This window comes from Zhongshania sp. (assembly GCF_041584495.1).
Taxonomy (GTDB): Bacteria; Pseudomonadota; Gammaproteobacteria; order Pseudomonadales; family Spongiibacteraceae; genus Spongiibacter.
In genome coordinates this window covers 1-16,077 of sequence record NZ_JBFHDY010000081.1, presented here as the reverse complement: position 1 = coordinate 16,077, position 16,077 = coordinate 1, and the positions used below count along the sequence as shown (strand labels likewise).

Here is a 16,077-nt window from a genome sequence, read left to right as displayed (position 1 = left end):
TAAACCTTTTGCACCGCGCATGCGGATAAAGGTTGAAGAGGCGACTATCATGTCTAGAGTATGTCAAGTTACTGGCAAGCGTCCGGTAACCGGAAACAATGTATCACACGCAAAAAACCGCACTCGTCGTCGTTTTTTGCCGAACCTGCACAGCCACCGTTTTTGGGTTGAAGCAGAGAAGCGTTTTGTTACTTTGCGCGTTTCTAGCAAAGGCATGCGTATTATTGACAAAAAGGGTATTGAGGTCGTTTTAGCTGACCTTAGCGCTCGTGGCGAAAAATTCTAAGGAGTCTGCTCATGGCTAAGAAAGGCGCAAGCGACAAAATCCGTCTGGTTTCCAGCGCGGGTACTGGTCACTTCTACACGACCACTAAAAACAAGCGTAATACTCCGGATAAATTTGAGTTCTCAAAATACGATCCAGTAGTACGTAAGCACGTGATGTACAAAGAAGCTAAAATCAAGTAACTGCTATATAAGCAGTTTTGGTTTACCGCATTCATAAAAAAACCGCGCCTAGCGCGGTTTTTTTATTGCTGGCAGATTGTTGTCAGCTGGGTGCCGATTAGTTGACAAGCTGAAGATTGTCTTCAACATCTGTTACATGGTCAAAACCTTTGGCAATCTCGATGGCAAGATCGTGAGCGGTGTCATTTTTGACGGTACCGGTAAGTATCACTTTGCCATTTTTGGTGTCGACATCAATAGCGGTGGCCTCAATGTCGTCATTGGCGGCATACTTAATATTAATGCCCGCTGTCGTGCTTAAGTCGTGCCAGGTGCGGCTAAAATTTTGACCGGTTTGTGCCACTTTGCTTTTGTGGTTTGGATTTACCACGAGCTTGTTGTCTACAGCGTGCACACCGTCAATATTCTCGGCAATTTGCCCGGCCAAATCTTTTTCTATCTCGCTTGTTACTGTGCCCGTCAGCAAGACTTTAGACTTGTTCACTTTGGTGCCTATCTCAAAGTTGTTAAGCTCGCTGTTTAGCATGAGCGCAGTTTCAACTTTTCCATCTAGCCATGCATCGTTCGTTTTCCCTTGCCAGTCGTTGGCGAGCACTGGAGTAATACTGATAGTAGAAAGAACAATGGCGCTTGCTAATGTCTTTTTAATAGTCATATTTTTCTCCTTAAAATTAAAAAATAAAAATTCAACTGTTGCTGAATTAAAACTAATTAAGAGACTTTCTTTTTTAATTCGTTAAATTTCTTTTCGGCCTCGTCTTTAGCGATGCCGTAGCGCTCCTGAATAGCGCCAATAAAGTGATCGTTATTGGCCTGCGCTTGCTCAATTTCGTCATCAGTTAAATCAGCCCACTTCTCTTTTATCTGAGCTTTTAACTGTTTCCATTTACCTTCTGCAATATCCTGATTCATAATATACTCCTCGTGATAGTTAAAATATTTCATTTAATAAAACGAAATATTATTAAAGGCGGGGCGGTCTACCCCGCAGTGCTTGCATAAGCATTGAGATAACAAATAAAATTACGAAGACAAAAAATAATATTTTTGCAATGCCAGTTGCTGCGCCAGCTATGCCGCCAAAGCCTAGCGCGGCAGAGATGAGAGCAACGATAAAAAAAATCAGTGACCATCCCAGCATAATGACTCCGTGTATATTTCAATATTGTTAATGAAAATATTGCTGTGTGCAGTAATTCAGACTCCCTTTTTTGGCTTAGTTCAAAATTAATTATTTAATAAATCATAAAAAACTTTATCAATTTATTGCTGTCAACAAAATTACTGCCATTAATAATAGGAGGATGAATATGCACAATTCGACCGCATCTAATACGTCAACAGCAAATAGCCATCATGAACGAACAGATGGCGCAGCAGAGCGCATTCATGAGGCTGTTGATCGCGCAGCGACCGTTGCGGGAATGAGCGAGGAGCGTTTGATGGAGCTCGCCGATGAATTGCGTGGCCATGCTGATAAGTTAGCAAAATCGGCGCGCAGCCGTTCTAAAGAGGCCACTGCTGCGGTTGGTGATTACACTAGAGAAAATCCAATTAAAAGCATCGGTTTAGCCTTTTTAATGGGCACTATTCTGGCGTATATATTCCGTAAATAGTGTGGGGATAATGCCATGAGGGATGAAGCGAAAACGCCGAGCGCCGCAGACCAGTTTGCTAGTAGTGAAGCAGCAAAAGAGAATACTGGAGCTGATGGCGATAATCTCGCTCAGTTAATTGCGGCGTGTGGCGAATACCTAGATTCATCTCTGGTCTTAGCGCAATTGCACGGCCAGCGCTGTCTTCTATCGCTATTCAAAATGCTGCTGCTGTGGATTGCGACACTCGTACTGCTCATTGCGACATGGCTTAGCGTTCTTCTTGCTGTCTTTGAGTTTGCAGCGCAAATGGGCGCGCCGCCAGCGCTTATTATGTTGTTGTTTGCATTAAGTAATTTGGTGTTGGCATGGTGGTGCTGGCGCAGCCTGTGTAGCCGTCTGCAAGGCGTGTTCGGAAGACCCCAAAATAATGCTCTTGCTGGCGGGGGAAGTGAGGTGGATTATGAGCGCTGAAACTCGTTTAGCGCAGGCCATTGGCCGCGAGCGCGCCCGGCGGGCGCTTTATAAGCAGCAACTCCGCGGCCAATACCACGGCTACCGCCATCACCTTTCGGCTCAACTGGCAAAGCCTGAGAGTCTTGCGACCGCCTTTGGCGTTGGTCTAGGTGTTGGCTTGTATACGGATTTGAGTTGGGGCGGCCGAAGTGGGCGCTTGCTCACAGCCCTGCTAGATCGACAGCTGCACCGCGCCTTGTGGGCAGCTATTCGTTGAGGTGATCAGTTTTGTTAAAGCTGAGCAATTGCTTGGTGCGCAGGCAAATTTCGGTAAAGGCGGTGTTATGCTTACCGTACTTGGGCCACAGTGTGGTATTGCCATCCAGATAGTGGGCGAGGGCAATACTAATGGTGACGCCGTGGGCCACGATAATGACGTTGTCATTGGGGTGTTTTGCGGCAATGTCATCGACTGCGGCCACAATCCGCTGTTTGACGATATTCTGTGACTCGCCATTGGGTGCGGTGAAATCGGGATTGTGGACAATTTGCGCTAAAACATCGCCTTCGGTGACGAGGTCAGCAAAGCGTTTACCCTCCCAGTCACCAAGATCAAACTCCATCAGGCGTGGGTCGTGTATTACCGTCAAATTGAAAGTCGAGGCTATTGCCTCGGCGGTGATACGTGCCCGCTGCAGTGGGCTGCTGTAAATAACATCGGCGCGCAAGTATTGAGGGAAGTAGGCGCCTAATCGCCGTGCTTGTTCATAGCCCTCTGCGGTTAGCTCGGTGTCGGTTTGGCCATGCCAGACTTTATCAATATTTGCGAAGGTTTGGCCGTGGCGAATAAAGCACAATCGGCCAGTAGTGTCGGCAGTCATTTTTAACACCTATGTTGTAATAAATGCTGAGGCCAGCAGTTTACCAGCAACGGTGGCGAATAGAGGCGTAAAATTGCCAGAATATGGCTGCTTGAAAGATTTGCGTTAGCGAGGCTTTGGGCGCCATCGTTGTGTGGTGCCCAAAGGACTTGCGGTTAATCGTTAAAATTACTGTTGTGGTGTAACCGGGTTTTTACTCACGTCTTGTCAGGGTAGGCGATCAAATAACGCTATTTTTTCGCCTGCTAGTTGTATTAAGGGCGGGTCATTAACAACGTCGGCGGGTAATACGCCAAAGTTAATGGTGGTATTTGCGGCCACATTGGCGCTGCCTGTTTCGATTGTTATGCCGCTGCAGGGACAATAAGGTGGGAAATGAGTGCTTTAATTGCCATAAACCAACTCCTTATTTTATTTGTTTTCGGCCAGAAAACGGCTTAATTTACTTGCTGTGATAAGGTCAGTGCAAGGACACACCCAGTGATAGCCGTGGCCTGTTGAGGGTAGGTAGCGCAATGGTGAGGGCTCTACCAGAAAATAGTCGCGATAAGGCAAATCACGTTAGGCAATATCTGGTCAGCTAATTACGGTATAGCTGACCTTAATGCACAAGGCGCAGACACGCCAAATAAAATTCACAGTCGCAGTTGCATGCCTACCTTAAGTTCTATGGCCTTTGCCTCTTCCCAGTCCAGAGCGTCAGTACGCAGGCTTACATTAAAATGTTTCGCCGTTAGCGCTAAGCCCCAGGCTTCGCTGCGGAAGTCGTAATTGAGTTGCCATTGTTTGTTTTGCCAGTGTCTCTGGTAGCCCAGTCGAGGAAAAACATGGCGATCATAGGCAAATAATTCGCTCGTTAGCGTGTGCTTGCTATCGAATTGATAGCTGCCAAGTACTGAGTAACGAGACGCTAATCGTTGGGTTTGATCGCGGTAGCGCTCGACACCGCTGACGGTGGGTTTGGCATCGATTGTGCCGTTTTGGTCAAAGGAGATATTGTCGGTATTGGCAATGGCTGTGGTGTAGGTGAGGTCGCGATACTGGATAAATGACAGTACATCTCGGCCACTAAAATCAATATTCAACTGCTTGTTTACTTGCCAGTGAAGGTCAATATCAAGGGAAGTGCCGTGCCCGTCACTGTCTTCTTCGGGACGATCGAGTAAGGTGTCGCGGCTATAACCGTAATTGAGATAGAGCTGCGCTTGGTAGCTGTCATTAAGGGTGTTTAATTGGCCTTTTAAATAGCCATCGGTGGTGTGAGTCGCGCGCAGGTAGTTCAGCCGTGTTTTTAAGGATAGCCGCGGATAGATTTCAAAAAAATAGGCGGCGCTCAAACCCCAGGCGCGAAGGTGATTGGGGCGCAGATAAACGTTGTAATGGGTGTTTTGCGGCAGGGGCAAGTCGTTGCGCTGTAAATAGGCTAGCTGCCCAGTGTCTTTGTTAAATTTTAAATAATAGTCGTAGCGATAAAAATAACTGAATTCAAAATTATTTTTGCGCGCACCAATTTCAACCTGATTGTGCGTAAACGCCAATTTTCCAGATTTCAGTGGTGCTCCGTCAAGATCGTGAATCATCTGTTCTATCGGTGCTGCTCGGCTATAGCTGAGGCTATCGAGATAGGAATAGTATTCAACGTCTGGTGTGGCGGCAAGGCTAAGCAGGGAGTAGCTACTAGCAATAATGGCGATAAGCGCGCGCATAAGAAATCCCAGAAGCGATATAAATAAAATTAAGGTTATAAAAAAGGGAGGCAAAAGCCTCCCTTTTAGTACAACGGTGTAGCCTTACATTACGGTCTCGAAGCTGCCGTCGACATAGCGAATAACAACTGCGCCGCTGTCATCGCTGATCGTAGCAAAAGTAGAGCCGTCGTGTTTGATGTCACCAGACAAGCTGGTTTCCTCATCGACTTCGGTCTCTGTTAGCGTCATGGTCACGCCGTTGTGGTTGCTCAGGGTGGCTGTATTACCGCCCTCGTAGGCCAAGTTAAGCTGCTTGCCACCGTAGCCCAGTTTTAATGAGCCCTCACCGGTTTCTAGTCCAGTGCGACTGGCGTTAAACTCGACTTTGACATCGTCATCGACACCGTCAATGTCCAGATTAAAGACAATGCTCAGGCTGGCCATCGCGTAGTCAGTCTCAGTTTCATTGAGGTCGCATTCGTAGCTATCACTGCCACCATTTTCGTAGTTGTAGCTGGACTCCTGATCACAGGTTTCACTGTAGTTATCGACATTGGCTGCTAGGCTTGCGCTAATGGCATTGTCGAGCTCGTCACTAAACTCCCCAGATAAACTTATTTCAAAGCCATCAAACGTAATGGTTTCAGTGTATTGCTCTTCGCTAGAATTTTGCGTCCAATCAATGTAACTGTAGCTATTAGTGTAGCTGCCGTCTTCAGTCCCCTTTAGTTCTCCGAGTTTAAGCGCCATATTGCCGGTGAAGCCGACGTTATTGTCACTATTAAGCTGTGCAAGGGTGATGTTTAGCTTGGCGTCGATATTGGTGACGGTAAATTCATCGTCCCACGTTTCGCTGTAGCCGCCGCCGGTCTCTGATGAGGTCTCGGTCTCGGTCCACTGACTGTCGTAGCTTAAGGCGCCGCTAAAACTGCCGTCGTTTATCGTGATGGAAACCGCAGCGCTGGCTGCAGACCCGGAAACCGTTAATGCTGCCGTAGCGGAGCCTGTCTCAGAAACGGTTCTGGTGTCATCGGAAGTACTCTCTACGGGTTCGTTTTCATTGATGACAGTGCCATTGGCGGCGCTTAATTTAATGGCGACATCGGTTTCGGCTAAGACTATGGTCTCGTCTACTGAGAGTGTTACCGTGCCTGCCGATTCAGAGATGGCTACAGTGATGCCATTAACCTCTATAGAGCTTGGCTTGTCTTCATCTGGTGCATCTTGGTAAAGCTCGTAAGCACTGGTAATGGAATTAAGGCCGAGGCCAAGGCCCTCGGCAACAATGTCACTGTCCGATGAGACGGCTTCGCTGGCTAGATCTATTTGCTCGGTAAAGGCCTCTTGGTTGGTGGAAACAACACCGGCGCTAGCCAAGTTGCGAACCTGCTTTACAAAGGCCTTGCTGGCTACAAGACCTTCGCTGCCAGCATCCTCTGGAACATCGCCCTGGCTTGGGCTGGTGTCGCTACTACTTTGTGCGGTCGATTCCGCAGTTGTTAGACTAGTGCTAGAGCTGCTAACGCCGCTGCTGTTTTCATTGACACCGTCAATAGTTTTGACCGTTTCAAGAAGCGCAAGGGCTTCTTGGAGTAATTCCTGAATGCTTACCGCGTCGGTGTCCGCCTCTTCTCTGTCGGCAATACCGTCATTGCTAAACTGTGCTACAAAGTTTGCTACGGCATCTTCTACGCTTGGGGTAGTACTGGCTTTGAGCGCGGCTGAAACAGCAGCGGCAGATTTTAAGTTGTATTCTAGTGCTGCTTGGCTTGCTCCATTGACGGCGTCGGCACTGGTGACGTCGACAATAGCCTGGTCAATCAGGCCGCCAGTGATGCCCAGTCGGCTGGCGACTTGCGCATTAGAACCTGCAGCAGCAGCGGATGGGTTTGCACCAGCCACCACTTTTTGTAATGTGAGCTTAGACGCAATATCGGTAAGAGGTGTGATGTTAACGGCGACGCTGCTGCCGCTGGCTTGGGGCAGTGTTGCCGACATCGCAAAACCTGATGCCAAGATATAGTCTTCGCCAAAGTTTTTCTCGCCACATTTGGCAAGATCACAGCGCATTAAGGTGCCATCACCGGCAGTGATTTCAACGTAAATAGCGGTGCCCGGCACGTAGTTGCCATTCAGTGCAAGGCTATAACTGCCGTCTTCTGCCGTAGTAGTCGGCTCCGCTAAGCTAATGTCCTTGTCTACCGTACCGGTGTTGGTAATTGGGTAAGCATTGACGGTGCCGCCAATGATGATGCCTTTTGAGCTTGCGCCCGCAACCGTTGTCGGTGCTGCTGATGAGCTGCCTTTACTATCGCTACCACAGGCGACTAAGGCCGCGCTGATAGCTAAAGGAAGGACGAGTTTGTGGAACCTTGGAATTTGACGCATATAACATCTCCTTGTTTTCCTGAAACGGCGGTAGTGCTGCGCAGTTAGCCTTCGCATTAAGCAGAGGGCTCTTGCCATTTTCTCGCACTCCAATGTGCTAGCAGCAATCCGATTAAGTATTTATAGTAATTTATGTGTTGCGGTGCAGTTAGGTGGAACAGCAATGAGAAATCCAAAGAAGACACATTTTTATTCACGCGATACGACACGTTAACGCTATTAAGTTTTAGCGTTTAATGCGATGCATATCAAGTTTTTTGGGTAATTAGTTCCCGATAGGCTTATTGGCAATAGCGCTTAATCATTGCTTGCAACACATCAACAGTCGGCTGAATTTGATCCAGCGCCATATACTCATCGGGTTGGTGGGCCTGATCAATTGAGCCTGGCCCCATCACAATCGTTTGCAGGCCAAGTTGCTGAAAAAACGGGGCTTCTGTGGCGAAGCCAACGGTGCCAGCGGGCTGTCCCGTGAGATGCTCTACCAGTGTCACTATGTCGGAACTTTCCGGCTCTTCATAGGCTGCTAAGCCTGGCATTAAAGCGCGCAAGCCGATATTAATTGCGCGGCGTTCAGCCACTGGGGTGAGGACCTTTTGAATTAGCTCGTCGAGCTCACCATTGTCCATACCGGGGGTGGTGCGAATATCAAAATGCAGCTCACACTGACCACAGATGCGATTGGGGTTATCGCCGCCGTGAATGCAGCCAAAATTCAAGGTCGGGGTGGGTACGCTAAAACCCGAGTGTTGGTATTTTAGCGCCAGTTCTTGGCGCAATTGCATCAGGCCGCTCATTACCTCGTGCATGGCGTCCATGGCGTTATTGCCACCTAAAGGGTTAGATGAGTGCCCCGAGCGGCCGGTAATGGTGATGCCCTTCATCACAATGCCTTTGTGGGCACGCATCGGCTTTAGGCCGGTGGGTTCGCCCACCACCGCATAACGGGCGCCAGATACATCGGCGTGCACCAGCGAGCGAGCACCGTCCATACTGCTTTCTTCGTCGGCGGTGGCGAGAATAATCAGCGGTGCGCTCAGGGGTTTCTCTAAGAAGGGTTTTAATGCCTCGATTGCGATAGCAAAGAAGCCTTTCATGTCGGTGCTGCCTAGCCCATATAAGCGACCATCGCGTTCGGTGAGGGCAAAGGGGTCGCTGTGCCACAGGGTATCGTCACAGGGCACGGTGTCGGTGTGGCCGGCCAGCACTAAGCCGCCACTGCCGCTGCCGAGGGTGGCAACTAGGTTGGCTTTATTGGGGCTTCCGGCAATGGGTAATATGCGAATGGCGAAGCCGAGAGGCTCTAGCCAGTTGGCCAGTTGCTCAATCACTTTGATATTGCCCATATCGCGACTGGGCAGAGTAGAGCTAACCGAGGGGAGTTTGACCAGCTCTGTCAGCATAGACAGAACGTTTTTTGTGTGCATAGAGTTCGCCATATGTCGCTGTCGCCGCTTGGCGATGGAGACGATATTGTAGCGAGTTGGGCAAACAATAGCAGCGGCTTACGCGGATATTGTTTGCCCTGAAGGCCGGCTTTTTTAGAGGAAAATAGCCTTGAACATGAAGAAAAACACGATGGCTAAACCGGCGCCAGCTGGCAGGGTGATGATCCACGACATGAAAATGTTGCGGATAACGCTCAGGTTTAGTGCGGCAATGCCCCGTGCCAAGCCCACCCCTAGTACGGCGCCCACAAGGGTATGCGTAGTGGAGATGGGTAAGCCGGTCGCCGAGGCGACAACCACCGTCGACGCCGCGCCTAACTCGGCAGCAAAGCCGCGGCTGGGGGTCAGTTCAGTGATTTTTGTACCGATGGTAGCAATAACTTTAAAGCCGTAGGTGGCCAAGCCAAACACGATACCGCCAGCGCCGACCAGCAAAATCCAACTGGGTAAGGCCGACTTCGCGCCGATCTCGCCGCCAGATTGAATCACGCTGACTACTGCTGCAACCGGGCCAATGGCATTGGCGACATCGTTAGAACCGTGGGCAAAGGCCATGGCGCAGGCGGTAAACACCATCAATACCGCAAACATACGCTCGACATTGGCAAAGCGAAAGCGGCCGTCGCCAGACGGTACATCTTTAATGCGGCGTAAAAACAGCTGCCCAATACCGGCGACAATAATACCCACTATGGTGGAATAGCCAAGGCACTCCTGGAAGTTTAAGCCTAAACCAATGTGCTTAAGGCCTTTGGTCATGGTGACCATGGAAATCATAAAGCCGACGAGGAAGAGGTAGTATGGGATATATTTCTTGGCGGCTTCAAAGGGGTTTTGAGTATTTAGAATCAGGCGCTGAGCGCTGAGGAATATACCAAACGAGATGGTCCCGGCCATGACCGGCGACACCACCCAGCTGGCGACGATCTGGCCAACTTTGCCCCACTCCACGGCATCACTGTCGATACCCACCGCGGCAAAACCGACCAGTGCACCAACAATGGAGTGTGTCGTGGAAACTGGCCAACCCATCAGGCTTGCAACAAACAGCCATACACCGGCAGCAAGTAGCGATGAGAGCATGCCAAAAACCAGTAAGTCGGGACTGTCGGCCACAAAGACCGGGTCGATAATACCTTTACGAATTGTTTCGGTGACTTCGCCGCCCGCTAAATACGCGCCGCAAAATTCGAAGAGCATGGCAATTAAAATTGCCTGCTTAATGGTGAGTGCTTTAGCGCCAACCGAGGTGCCCATGGCATTGGCAACATCATTGGCGCCAACACCCCAAGCCATAAAAAAGCCAAAAAGGCAGGCTAAGATAAGCAATAACTGCCCGTGTTCAGCAATAATTGACATGTGAATTCCTTATGTAAGCTTGTGCCAGCTTTTCAGCGAGCAATAACAATTTGCAGACGCGAGCCTACTTTTTGTGATTTGTCAGACAATTCGCCAATCAGCGTAATGGTTTGATACATAAACATCACGTCAACCGGAGGCAGGTCTTTTTCAATGGCATAGAGCGCCCCGCGGATATCAATTTGTAATTTGTCGGCGGAGTGCTCTAGGCGATCTAGCTCCTCTATCATGGTTTCGACGAGACTAACTTCGCGGCCTCTGAAACCGGTTTCGAGCAACTCATCCAGCTCTTCAATGGCTTTCATGGCTTGGGCTGAGGTGGCAATCGCTAATTCAACGTACTCGCTCAGGGCTGATGCTAGCGACGCAGGGATCTGCATTTTGCGGCCTAACATAAGCCCGGCAATATCCTTGCTGCAGTTGGCGATGCGATCTTGCATACTGACTAGGTCGAGAAGATCGGCGCGGGGCACCGGGAGGAATAGATTGTTCGGGAGTTGCAGGCGTACCTGCTTTTTGAGTTTGTCGGCTTCGTTTTCAAGATCGACGATAATTTGTTGGGCCTGTTCGGCTTGCTCCCAATCGTCAGCTAGCACAGCGTCAATAAAGGGTTTGAGTGCGGCGGCGCAGGCTTGTGCCTGCTTCATGTGTTCCTGTATCGGTTCGAAAGGGGATTTTCCGAACAGACTGCCCAGTGAATTTAATGGCACGGTGCGACTCCTGCGTATCGTCAGTCGTATTAGTGGGCGGATTATACTGACCTAGGCCATGGGTAACCAGTTTTTAACACGACGCTGCTGCAGGGGTGTAATTTGCTCGGGACTTGCCATAATGCAAGAGTGACTCTGCGCAAGCGGAAATTTTGTCAAACATCAGAGTCACCCAACTATAACAAGGGGTTAGCGCGGGCATGCAAAGCCAGATCACAAAAACAGGGCCGTTGGAAACTGGGGCGTTACTGCGCCAATTGGTAGCCGATGGCATTATTGATGCGAGCAGTGCTAAGCGCTTGCGTATTAGCCCGCCGCGCAATGGCGATAAAATTCAGCATGTACTCAATTATATCGTTAGCGAGCAACTGGCTGATTTGTCGCGGCAGGGCCGGACGCTGAACATGGATACGCTGCTGGAGTGGCTGGCGGGCCACTGCGGTCAAGAAGCCATGCGTATAGACCCCTTGAAAATCGACGTGCCGGCCGTGACCGAGGTGATGTCCTTTGCCTTTGCCCAGCGTCATCGGATTTTGGCGGTGGCCGTTAATGCGAAAGAAGTGGTGGTCGCTGGTGGTGAGCCCTTTGTCACGGCGTGGGAAAGCGATTTACAGCAGGTGTTGCGGCGGCCTATTCGGCGGGTGCTCGCCGATCCTGAGACAATAGACCGTTTCACCGTTGAGTTTTACAGCCTTGCCAAGTCGGTGCGGGGCGCCAGCGGGGACAATAGTCGGCGCGGCAATGCTGGCAATAACCTTGAGCAATTGCTGGAAATCAGCAACTTAAAAGACCTTGATGCCAACGACGGTCACGTGGTGAATATTGTTGACTGGTTGCTGCAATACGCCTACGACCAGCGCGCCAGTGATATTCACATTGAGCCGCGCCGCGAGCAGGGTAACGTCCGTTTCCGTATCGACGGTGTGCTCTACAATGTTTACGAACTCCCTGCTACGGTACTAACTGCCGTAGTAAGTCGCCTAAAAATACTTGGCCGTATGGACGTTGCCGAGAAACGCCGGCCCCAAGATGGCCGCCTCAAAACCAAGAATCCTGGCGGCGCCGAAATCGAATTGCGGCTGTCGACCCTGCCCACCGCCTTTGGCGAAAAAATGGTCATGCGGATCTTTGATCCAGAAGTATTGCTGCGCAGCTTTGACGAGCTTGGCCTGCGTGGCGAAGATCGCCAGCGCTGGGACGGCATGATTCGCTCCGCCCACGGCATTGTCTTAGTCACCGGCCCCACTGGCTCGGGCAAAACCACCACCCTGTATTCTAGTCTCAAGCAAATTGCGACCTCTGAGGTGAATGTCTGCACCATTGAAGACCCCATCGAAATGGTTGAAGACGCCTTTAACCAAATGCAGGTGCAGCACAATATCAATCTGGATTTTGCCGGCGGGGTACGGGCGTTGCTACGTCAAGACCCGGACATCATCATGATCGGTGAGATTCGTGATTTAGAAACCGCCGAAATGGCGATTCAGGCCGCGCTTACCGGCCACTTAGTGATCTCGACGCTGCACACCAACGACGCGCCGTCGGCAGTGACTCGTTTACTGGAGCTGGGTGTGCCTGCCTACCTGATTCGCGCGACCGTACTTGGGGTGATGGCTCAACGCTTGGTGCGGACCTTGTGCCCTCATTGCAAAGAGGCCACGTCGCTGAATGAAACCGAGTGGACAACCTTAACCACGCCATGGAAGGTCGCCCCGCCCAAGCAGGTATTCCATGCGCTGGGTTGTTTGGAGTGTCGAAATACCGGCTTCCATGGCCGCCAAGGTATATACGAAATTTTGCCGATGGAGGGTTCTATTCAAAGTGCCATTGGCGACGATATTGAGCTGGATAATCTGCGCCGTTTGGCCATGAAAAATGGTATGCGCACCCTGCGTCTCAGCGGCGCTCAAAAGGTTGCCAGAGGCGAAACGACCATTGCGGAGGTGTTGCGCGTTGCGCCACCAGTGCAAACCCAGTAAGGGCTGCGGTAAAACTAATAAGGAGAGAAGGCTAGACGATATGACATCAGTAGAAAGTTTGGCACTACAGGATGGCGAGCTGCCCGCCGCGCTCAGCGCAGAAGTTGAACAGCGCTGGCAGAGCCTGCTCGAGCACTGTGACAGCGAGCAGGCGCAATGGTATCAAGGTTTTGCGCGTTCGGCGCGGCGAATTGAGCTATTGCAAGCACTGGCCTGCAGTCACACCTTATTTGAGTTCTGTGTTCGCCACCCAGACTGTTTGCCCAGTCTGGACACGGCAGGCTTGTTGGAAAATAGCATAGCGGCAGACCGGTGGCGGGCAGAGTTAAATGCCGCCTGCGCCCGGTGTGAAAATGCCGATGATCTTGCGCATATATTGCGCCAGTTTCGCAATCGGCACTGGCTGCGCATTGTGTGGCGCGACTTGAATCGCCTAGCGGCAATGGAAGAAACCGTTGCCGATTTATCCCACTTGGCCGAGGCCTGTGTGGATGTCGCGCTGGATTTCTTACATCGTCAGCTGTGCGCGGAGCGCGGTGAGCCGCACTCTAAAGTGGGCGAGCCCCAGCAACTGGTGGTGATTGCCATGGGCAAATTAGGGGCTGGCGAGCTGAATTTGTCTTCAGATATCGATCTTATCTTCGCCTACCCTGAAGCCGGCGAAACCGTGGGCGCGGCGCGCAGTGTTGATAATCAGGAGTTCTTTATTCGTCTGGGCCAGCGCCTCATTAAAGCGCTGGATACCCGCACGGCCGACGGCTTTGTGTTTAGGGTGGATATGCGTCTGCGGCCCTACGGCCAGAGCGGGCCGCTGGTGATCAGTTTTGATGCTCTAGAAGAGTACTACCAAGACCAAGGCCGCGACTGGGAGCGCTACGCGCTTATTAAAGCGCGCTGTATCGCCGGTGACCGCGCAGCGGGTGCGCAGCTCTTAGATCAGCTTCGACCCTTTGTGTATCGCCGCTATTTGGATTTTTCTGCCATTGAATCCCTACGGGAAATGAAGAGCATGATTCAGCGCGAAGTGCTGCGTCGCCAGTTACAGGACAATATCAAATTGGGCGCCGGCGGGATTCGAGAAATAGAGTTCATTGCTCAATGCTTTCAGTTGATCCGTGGCGGGCAGGAAGTCGCCTTGCAGGCCTTGGAATTGCAAACAATTTTACGGGAGTTGGCGGCGCAACAGTATTTGCCGACCGACGTGGTTGCTGAGTTAATCGAGGCCTATCGTTTTTTACGCAATACCGAACACGCCATTCAGGCTTGGCGAGACCAGCAAACCCAGCAATTGCCGGACACCGATGGCGAGCGATGTGCGTTGGCTTTAGCGATGGGCTTTAAGGGGGACTGGGCGGCCTTTGCGGCGGCGTTAACTGACCACAGGAACAGGGTAAGCCGCTGTTTTGCCAATGTTATTGCGCCGGTAGAAACCGAGGTCGAGCATCCCCATCTCAGTCATCAGCGCTGGCGCTCAATGCTTGATGAGCTCGACCAGAATGAGGTGCACGCCACCCTTGAGGAAGCGGGCTTTGACGCAGCAGAAGAGGCGGCACGCTTATTGGTTGCTTTGCTTAACGGCGCCAGTGTGCAGCGTATGCAGGGGCACGGCCGCGACCGGCTTTATGGTTTGCTGCCGCTATTATTAGAAGATTTGTGTGGGGTGTCGGCGCCAACGGCAACGCTACTGCGACTGATCCCCCTAATTGAAGCGGTTCTGCGCCGCACCGCCTATTTAGTTTTACTTATTGAGAACCCTGGTGCACGGGGGCGTTTGGTTGAACTTTGTGACGCTAGCCCGTGGATTGCACGTCAGCTCGCAGCTCACCCAGTGTTACTCGATGAGCTGCTTGATGCCCGCAGCCTGTATTCCATGCCCGACCAAGACGGCTTGGCGAGTGAGTTGCGGCAGCGCCTCTTGCGTATCGAAGGTGACGATCTAGAAGCGCAAATGGAAGCGTTGCGTTATTTTCGGCTCGCCCATGTTTTGCGCGGTGCAGCCTCAGAGGTCACCGATAGCCTCCCCTTAATGAAGGTGAGTGATTATCTCACCGCAATTGCCGAAGTGGTCTTGGCAGCGGTGCTCGATATCGCCTGGCAGAATTTGCTCGATAAACACGGAAGTCCGGTTCCCGATGGCGATGATCGCCGCCACTTTGTGGTGCTGGGCTACGGCAAACTGGGCGGCCTCGAATTAAGTTACGGCTCGGACCTGGATTTGGTGTTTCTTCATGACTTACCTACAACGGCAGTGACCGATGGCGAGCGCTCGGTGGATGCGGGCACGTTTTTTACTCGCCTAGGGCAGCGCATTATCCATATTCTAACCGCCACCACGCGACTCGGCGCCCTCTATGAGGTAGACATGCGGCTGCGACCCTCAGGTAATTCGGGCTTATTGGTGTCGTCTTTCACCGCGTTTAGCGATTATCAGCAACATCAGGCCTGGACGTGGGAGCATCAAGCCTTAGTGCGGGTGAGGGCGGTTGCTGGCGATGGGCGTTTGGCAGAAAAATTTGCTGATTTGCGCCGCCAAATCCTGTGTAAAAACCGACCACAAGCGGCGCTGGCCAAGGAAGTGATTGCCATGCGCCAGAAAATGCGGGATCACTTGCTGCTCGGGGTAAATAAAAATACTGAATTTGACCTTAAACAAGGCGAGGGAGGTATCGTTGATATTGAATTTATGGTGCAATATGCCGTTTTAGCATGGTCGCATCAGCACCCACCGCTTACACACTACACCGATAACATTCGCATACTGGAATCGCTGAATAATAACGGCCTGATTTCGAGCGCGGATACCCAGGCACTGATCGACGCTTACAAGGCGTTTCGAAGTCAGGCGCATCGCCTTAGCTTACAAGAGCAAAAGGGGCGGATAGCCATTGCGGCATTGGGCGCAGAGCGGAAAAATGTCAGTCGACTCTGGCAGCAACTGATGTTGTCTACGTAAATTTATTTTTTGCACGCCCGCTTTTTTTGAGGAGTAACACGCGATGTCCATGGCTGATCGTGATGGCCTGATTTGGTTTGACGGCGAAATGGTTCCTTGGCGCGATGCCAAAGTCCACGTATTAACCCACACCCTGCACTATGGTATGGGCG

At 51.2% G+C, this 16,077-nt stretch carries 16 protein-coding genes and 1 pseudogene; 8 read left to right on the top strand and 9 right to left on the bottom strand.

What is annotated here, in order from left to right; translation table 11 throughout:
* The first annotated feature begins 49 nt into the window (after positions 1 to 49).
* Both rpmB and rpmG read left to right on the top strand, forming a co-directional pair.
* Complete coding sequence (gene rpmB / locus ABYP33_RS12970; RefSeq protein WP_008252730.1) at positions 50 to 286, top strand: 50S ribosomal protein L28; 237 nt, start codon at positions 50 to 52, stop codon at positions 284 to 286.
* Between the two features lie 11 nt (positions 287 to 297).
* Positions 298 to 468 (top strand): 50S ribosomal protein L33, encoded by a 171-nt coding sequence (gene rpmG / locus ABYP33_RS12965; RefSeq protein WP_008252729.1) that lies wholly within the window; start codon positions 298 to 300, stop codon positions 466 to 468.
* Between the two features lie 97 nt (positions 469 to 565).
* On the opposite strand, the gene ABYP33_RS12960 is transcribed toward rpmG, so the two are convergent.
* The 3 genes from ABYP33_RS12960 to ABYP33_RS12950 are packed head-to-tail and all read right to left on the bottom strand — an operon-like array spanning position 566 to position 1,609.
* Positions 566 to 1,123, bottom strand: a complete 558-nt coding sequence (locus ABYP33_RS12960) for a BON domain-containing protein (RefSeq protein WP_373091437.1) — start codon at positions 1,121 to 1,123, stop codon at positions 566 to 568.
* Positions 1,124 to 1,179: 56 nt separating this feature from the next.
* On the bottom strand, positions 1,180 to 1,380 hold the full coding sequence (locus ABYP33_RS12955) for a CsbD family protein (RefSeq protein WP_373091436.1): 201 nt from the start codon (positions 1,378 to 1,380) through the stop codon (positions 1,180 to 1,182).
* Between the two features lie 52 nt (positions 1,381 to 1,432).
* Positions 1,433 to 1,609: a DUF1328 domain-containing protein gene (locus tag ABYP33_RS12950; RefSeq protein WP_008252726.1), complete on the bottom strand. Its 177-nt coding sequence runs from the start codon at positions 1,607 to 1,609 to the stop codon at positions 1,433 to 1,435.
* Positions 1,610 to 1,778: 169 nt separating this feature from the next.
* Here ABYP33_RS12950 and ABYP33_RS12945 point away from each other — a divergent pair, with 169 nt between their 5' ends.
* From ABYP33_RS12945 to ABYP33_RS12935, 3 genes are read left to right on the top strand one after another with little or no spacing between them, the layout of a single operon-like run.
* Entirely contained in the window at positions 1,779 to 2,084 is a 306-nt protein-coding gene (locus tag ABYP33_RS12945; RefSeq protein WP_373091435.1) for a YqjD family protein, read from the top strand.
* Positions 2,085 to 2,099: 15 nt separating this feature from the next.
* Positions 2,100 to 2,537 carry a hypothetical protein gene (locus ABYP33_RS12940; RefSeq protein WP_373091434.1) on the top strand — a complete coding sequence of 146 codons (438 nt, stop codon included), beginning with the start codon at positions 2,100 to 2,102 and terminating at the stop codon, positions 2,535 to 2,537.
* Positions 2,527 to 2,796: a hypothetical protein gene (locus ABYP33_RS12935; RefSeq protein WP_373091433.1), complete on the top strand. Its 270-nt coding sequence runs from the start codon at positions 2,527 to 2,529 to the stop codon at positions 2,794 to 2,796. Before ABYP33_RS12940 ends, ABYP33_RS12935 begins: the two co-directional genes overlap by 11 nt.
* Here ABYP33_RS12935 and ABYP33_RS12930 read toward each other — a convergent pair.
* From ABYP33_RS12930 to ABYP33_RS12905, 6 genes are all read right to left on the bottom strand, one after another.
* Positions 2,786 to 3,400 carry a histidine phosphatase family protein gene (locus ABYP33_RS12930; RefSeq protein WP_373091431.1) on the bottom strand — a complete coding sequence of 205 codons (615 nt, stop codon included), beginning with the start codon at positions 3,398 to 3,400 and terminating at the stop codon, positions 2,786 to 2,788. The two genes, ABYP33_RS12935 and ABYP33_RS12930, sit on opposite strands and share 11 nt — an antisense overlap.
* A 635-nt stretch (positions 3,401 to 4,035) precedes the next feature.
* On the bottom strand, positions 4,036 to 5,106 hold the full coding sequence (locus ABYP33_RS12925) for a hypothetical protein (protein ID WP_373091430.1): 1,071 nt from the start codon (positions 5,104 to 5,106) through the stop codon (positions 4,036 to 4,038).
* 84 nt (positions 5,107 to 5,190) lie between these two features.
* Positions 5,191 to 7,476: a hypothetical protein gene (locus tag ABYP33_RS12920; RefSeq protein WP_373091429.1), complete on the bottom strand. Its 2,286-nt coding sequence runs from the start codon at positions 7,474 to 7,476 to the stop codon at positions 5,191 to 5,193.
* A gap of 281 nt (positions 7,477 to 7,757) precedes the next feature.
* The gene (argE, locus tag ABYP33_RS12915) at positions 7,758 to 8,903 is read right to left on the bottom strand and encodes an acetylornithine deacetylase (protein ID WP_373091428.1); all 1,146 of its coding nucleotides are present in this window, start codon (positions 8,901 to 8,903) and stop codon (positions 7,758 to 7,760) included.
* Positions 8,904 to 9,017: 114 nt separating this feature from the next.
* Positions 9,018 to 10,283 carry an inorganic phosphate transporter gene (locus ABYP33_RS12910; RefSeq protein ID WP_373091426.1) on the bottom strand — a complete coding sequence of 422 codons (1,266 nt, stop codon included), beginning with the start codon at positions 10,281 to 10,283 and terminating at the stop codon, positions 9,018 to 9,020.
* Positions 10,284 to 10,315: 32 nt separating this feature from the next.
* Positions 10,316 to 10,993, bottom strand: coding sequence for a TIGR00153 family protein (locus tag ABYP33_RS12905; RefSeq protein WP_373091425.1), 678 nt, complete (start codon positions 10,991 to 10,993; stop codon positions 10,316 to 10,318).
* 200 nt (positions 10,994 to 11,193) lie between these two features.
* On the opposite strand from ABYP33_RS12905, the gene ABYP33_RS12900 reads away from it, so the two are divergent.
* From ABYP33_RS12900 to ABYP33_RS12890, 3 genes and pseudogenes are all read left to right on the top strand, one after another.
* The gene (locus tag ABYP33_RS12900) at positions 11,194 to 12,972 is read left to right on the top strand and encodes a GspE/PulE family protein (protein ID WP_373091423.1); all 1,779 of its coding nucleotides are present in this window, start codon (positions 11,194 to 11,196) and stop codon (positions 12,970 to 12,972) included.
* Between the two features lie 40 nt (positions 12,973 to 13,012).
* On the top strand, positions 13,013 to 15,925 hold the full coding sequence (glnE, locus tag ABYP33_RS12895; RefSeq protein ID WP_373091422.1) for a bifunctional [glutamate--ammonia ligase]-adenylyl-L-tyrosine phosphorylase/[glutamate--ammonia-ligase] adenylyltransferase: 2,913 nt from the start codon (positions 13,013 to 13,015) through the stop codon (positions 15,923 to 15,925).
* A 43-nt stretch (positions 15,926 to 15,968) separates the two neighbouring features.
* A pseudogene (locus tag ABYP33_RS12890) lies at positions 15,969 to 16,077 on the top strand (branched chain amino acid aminotransferase); the annotation flags it as partial.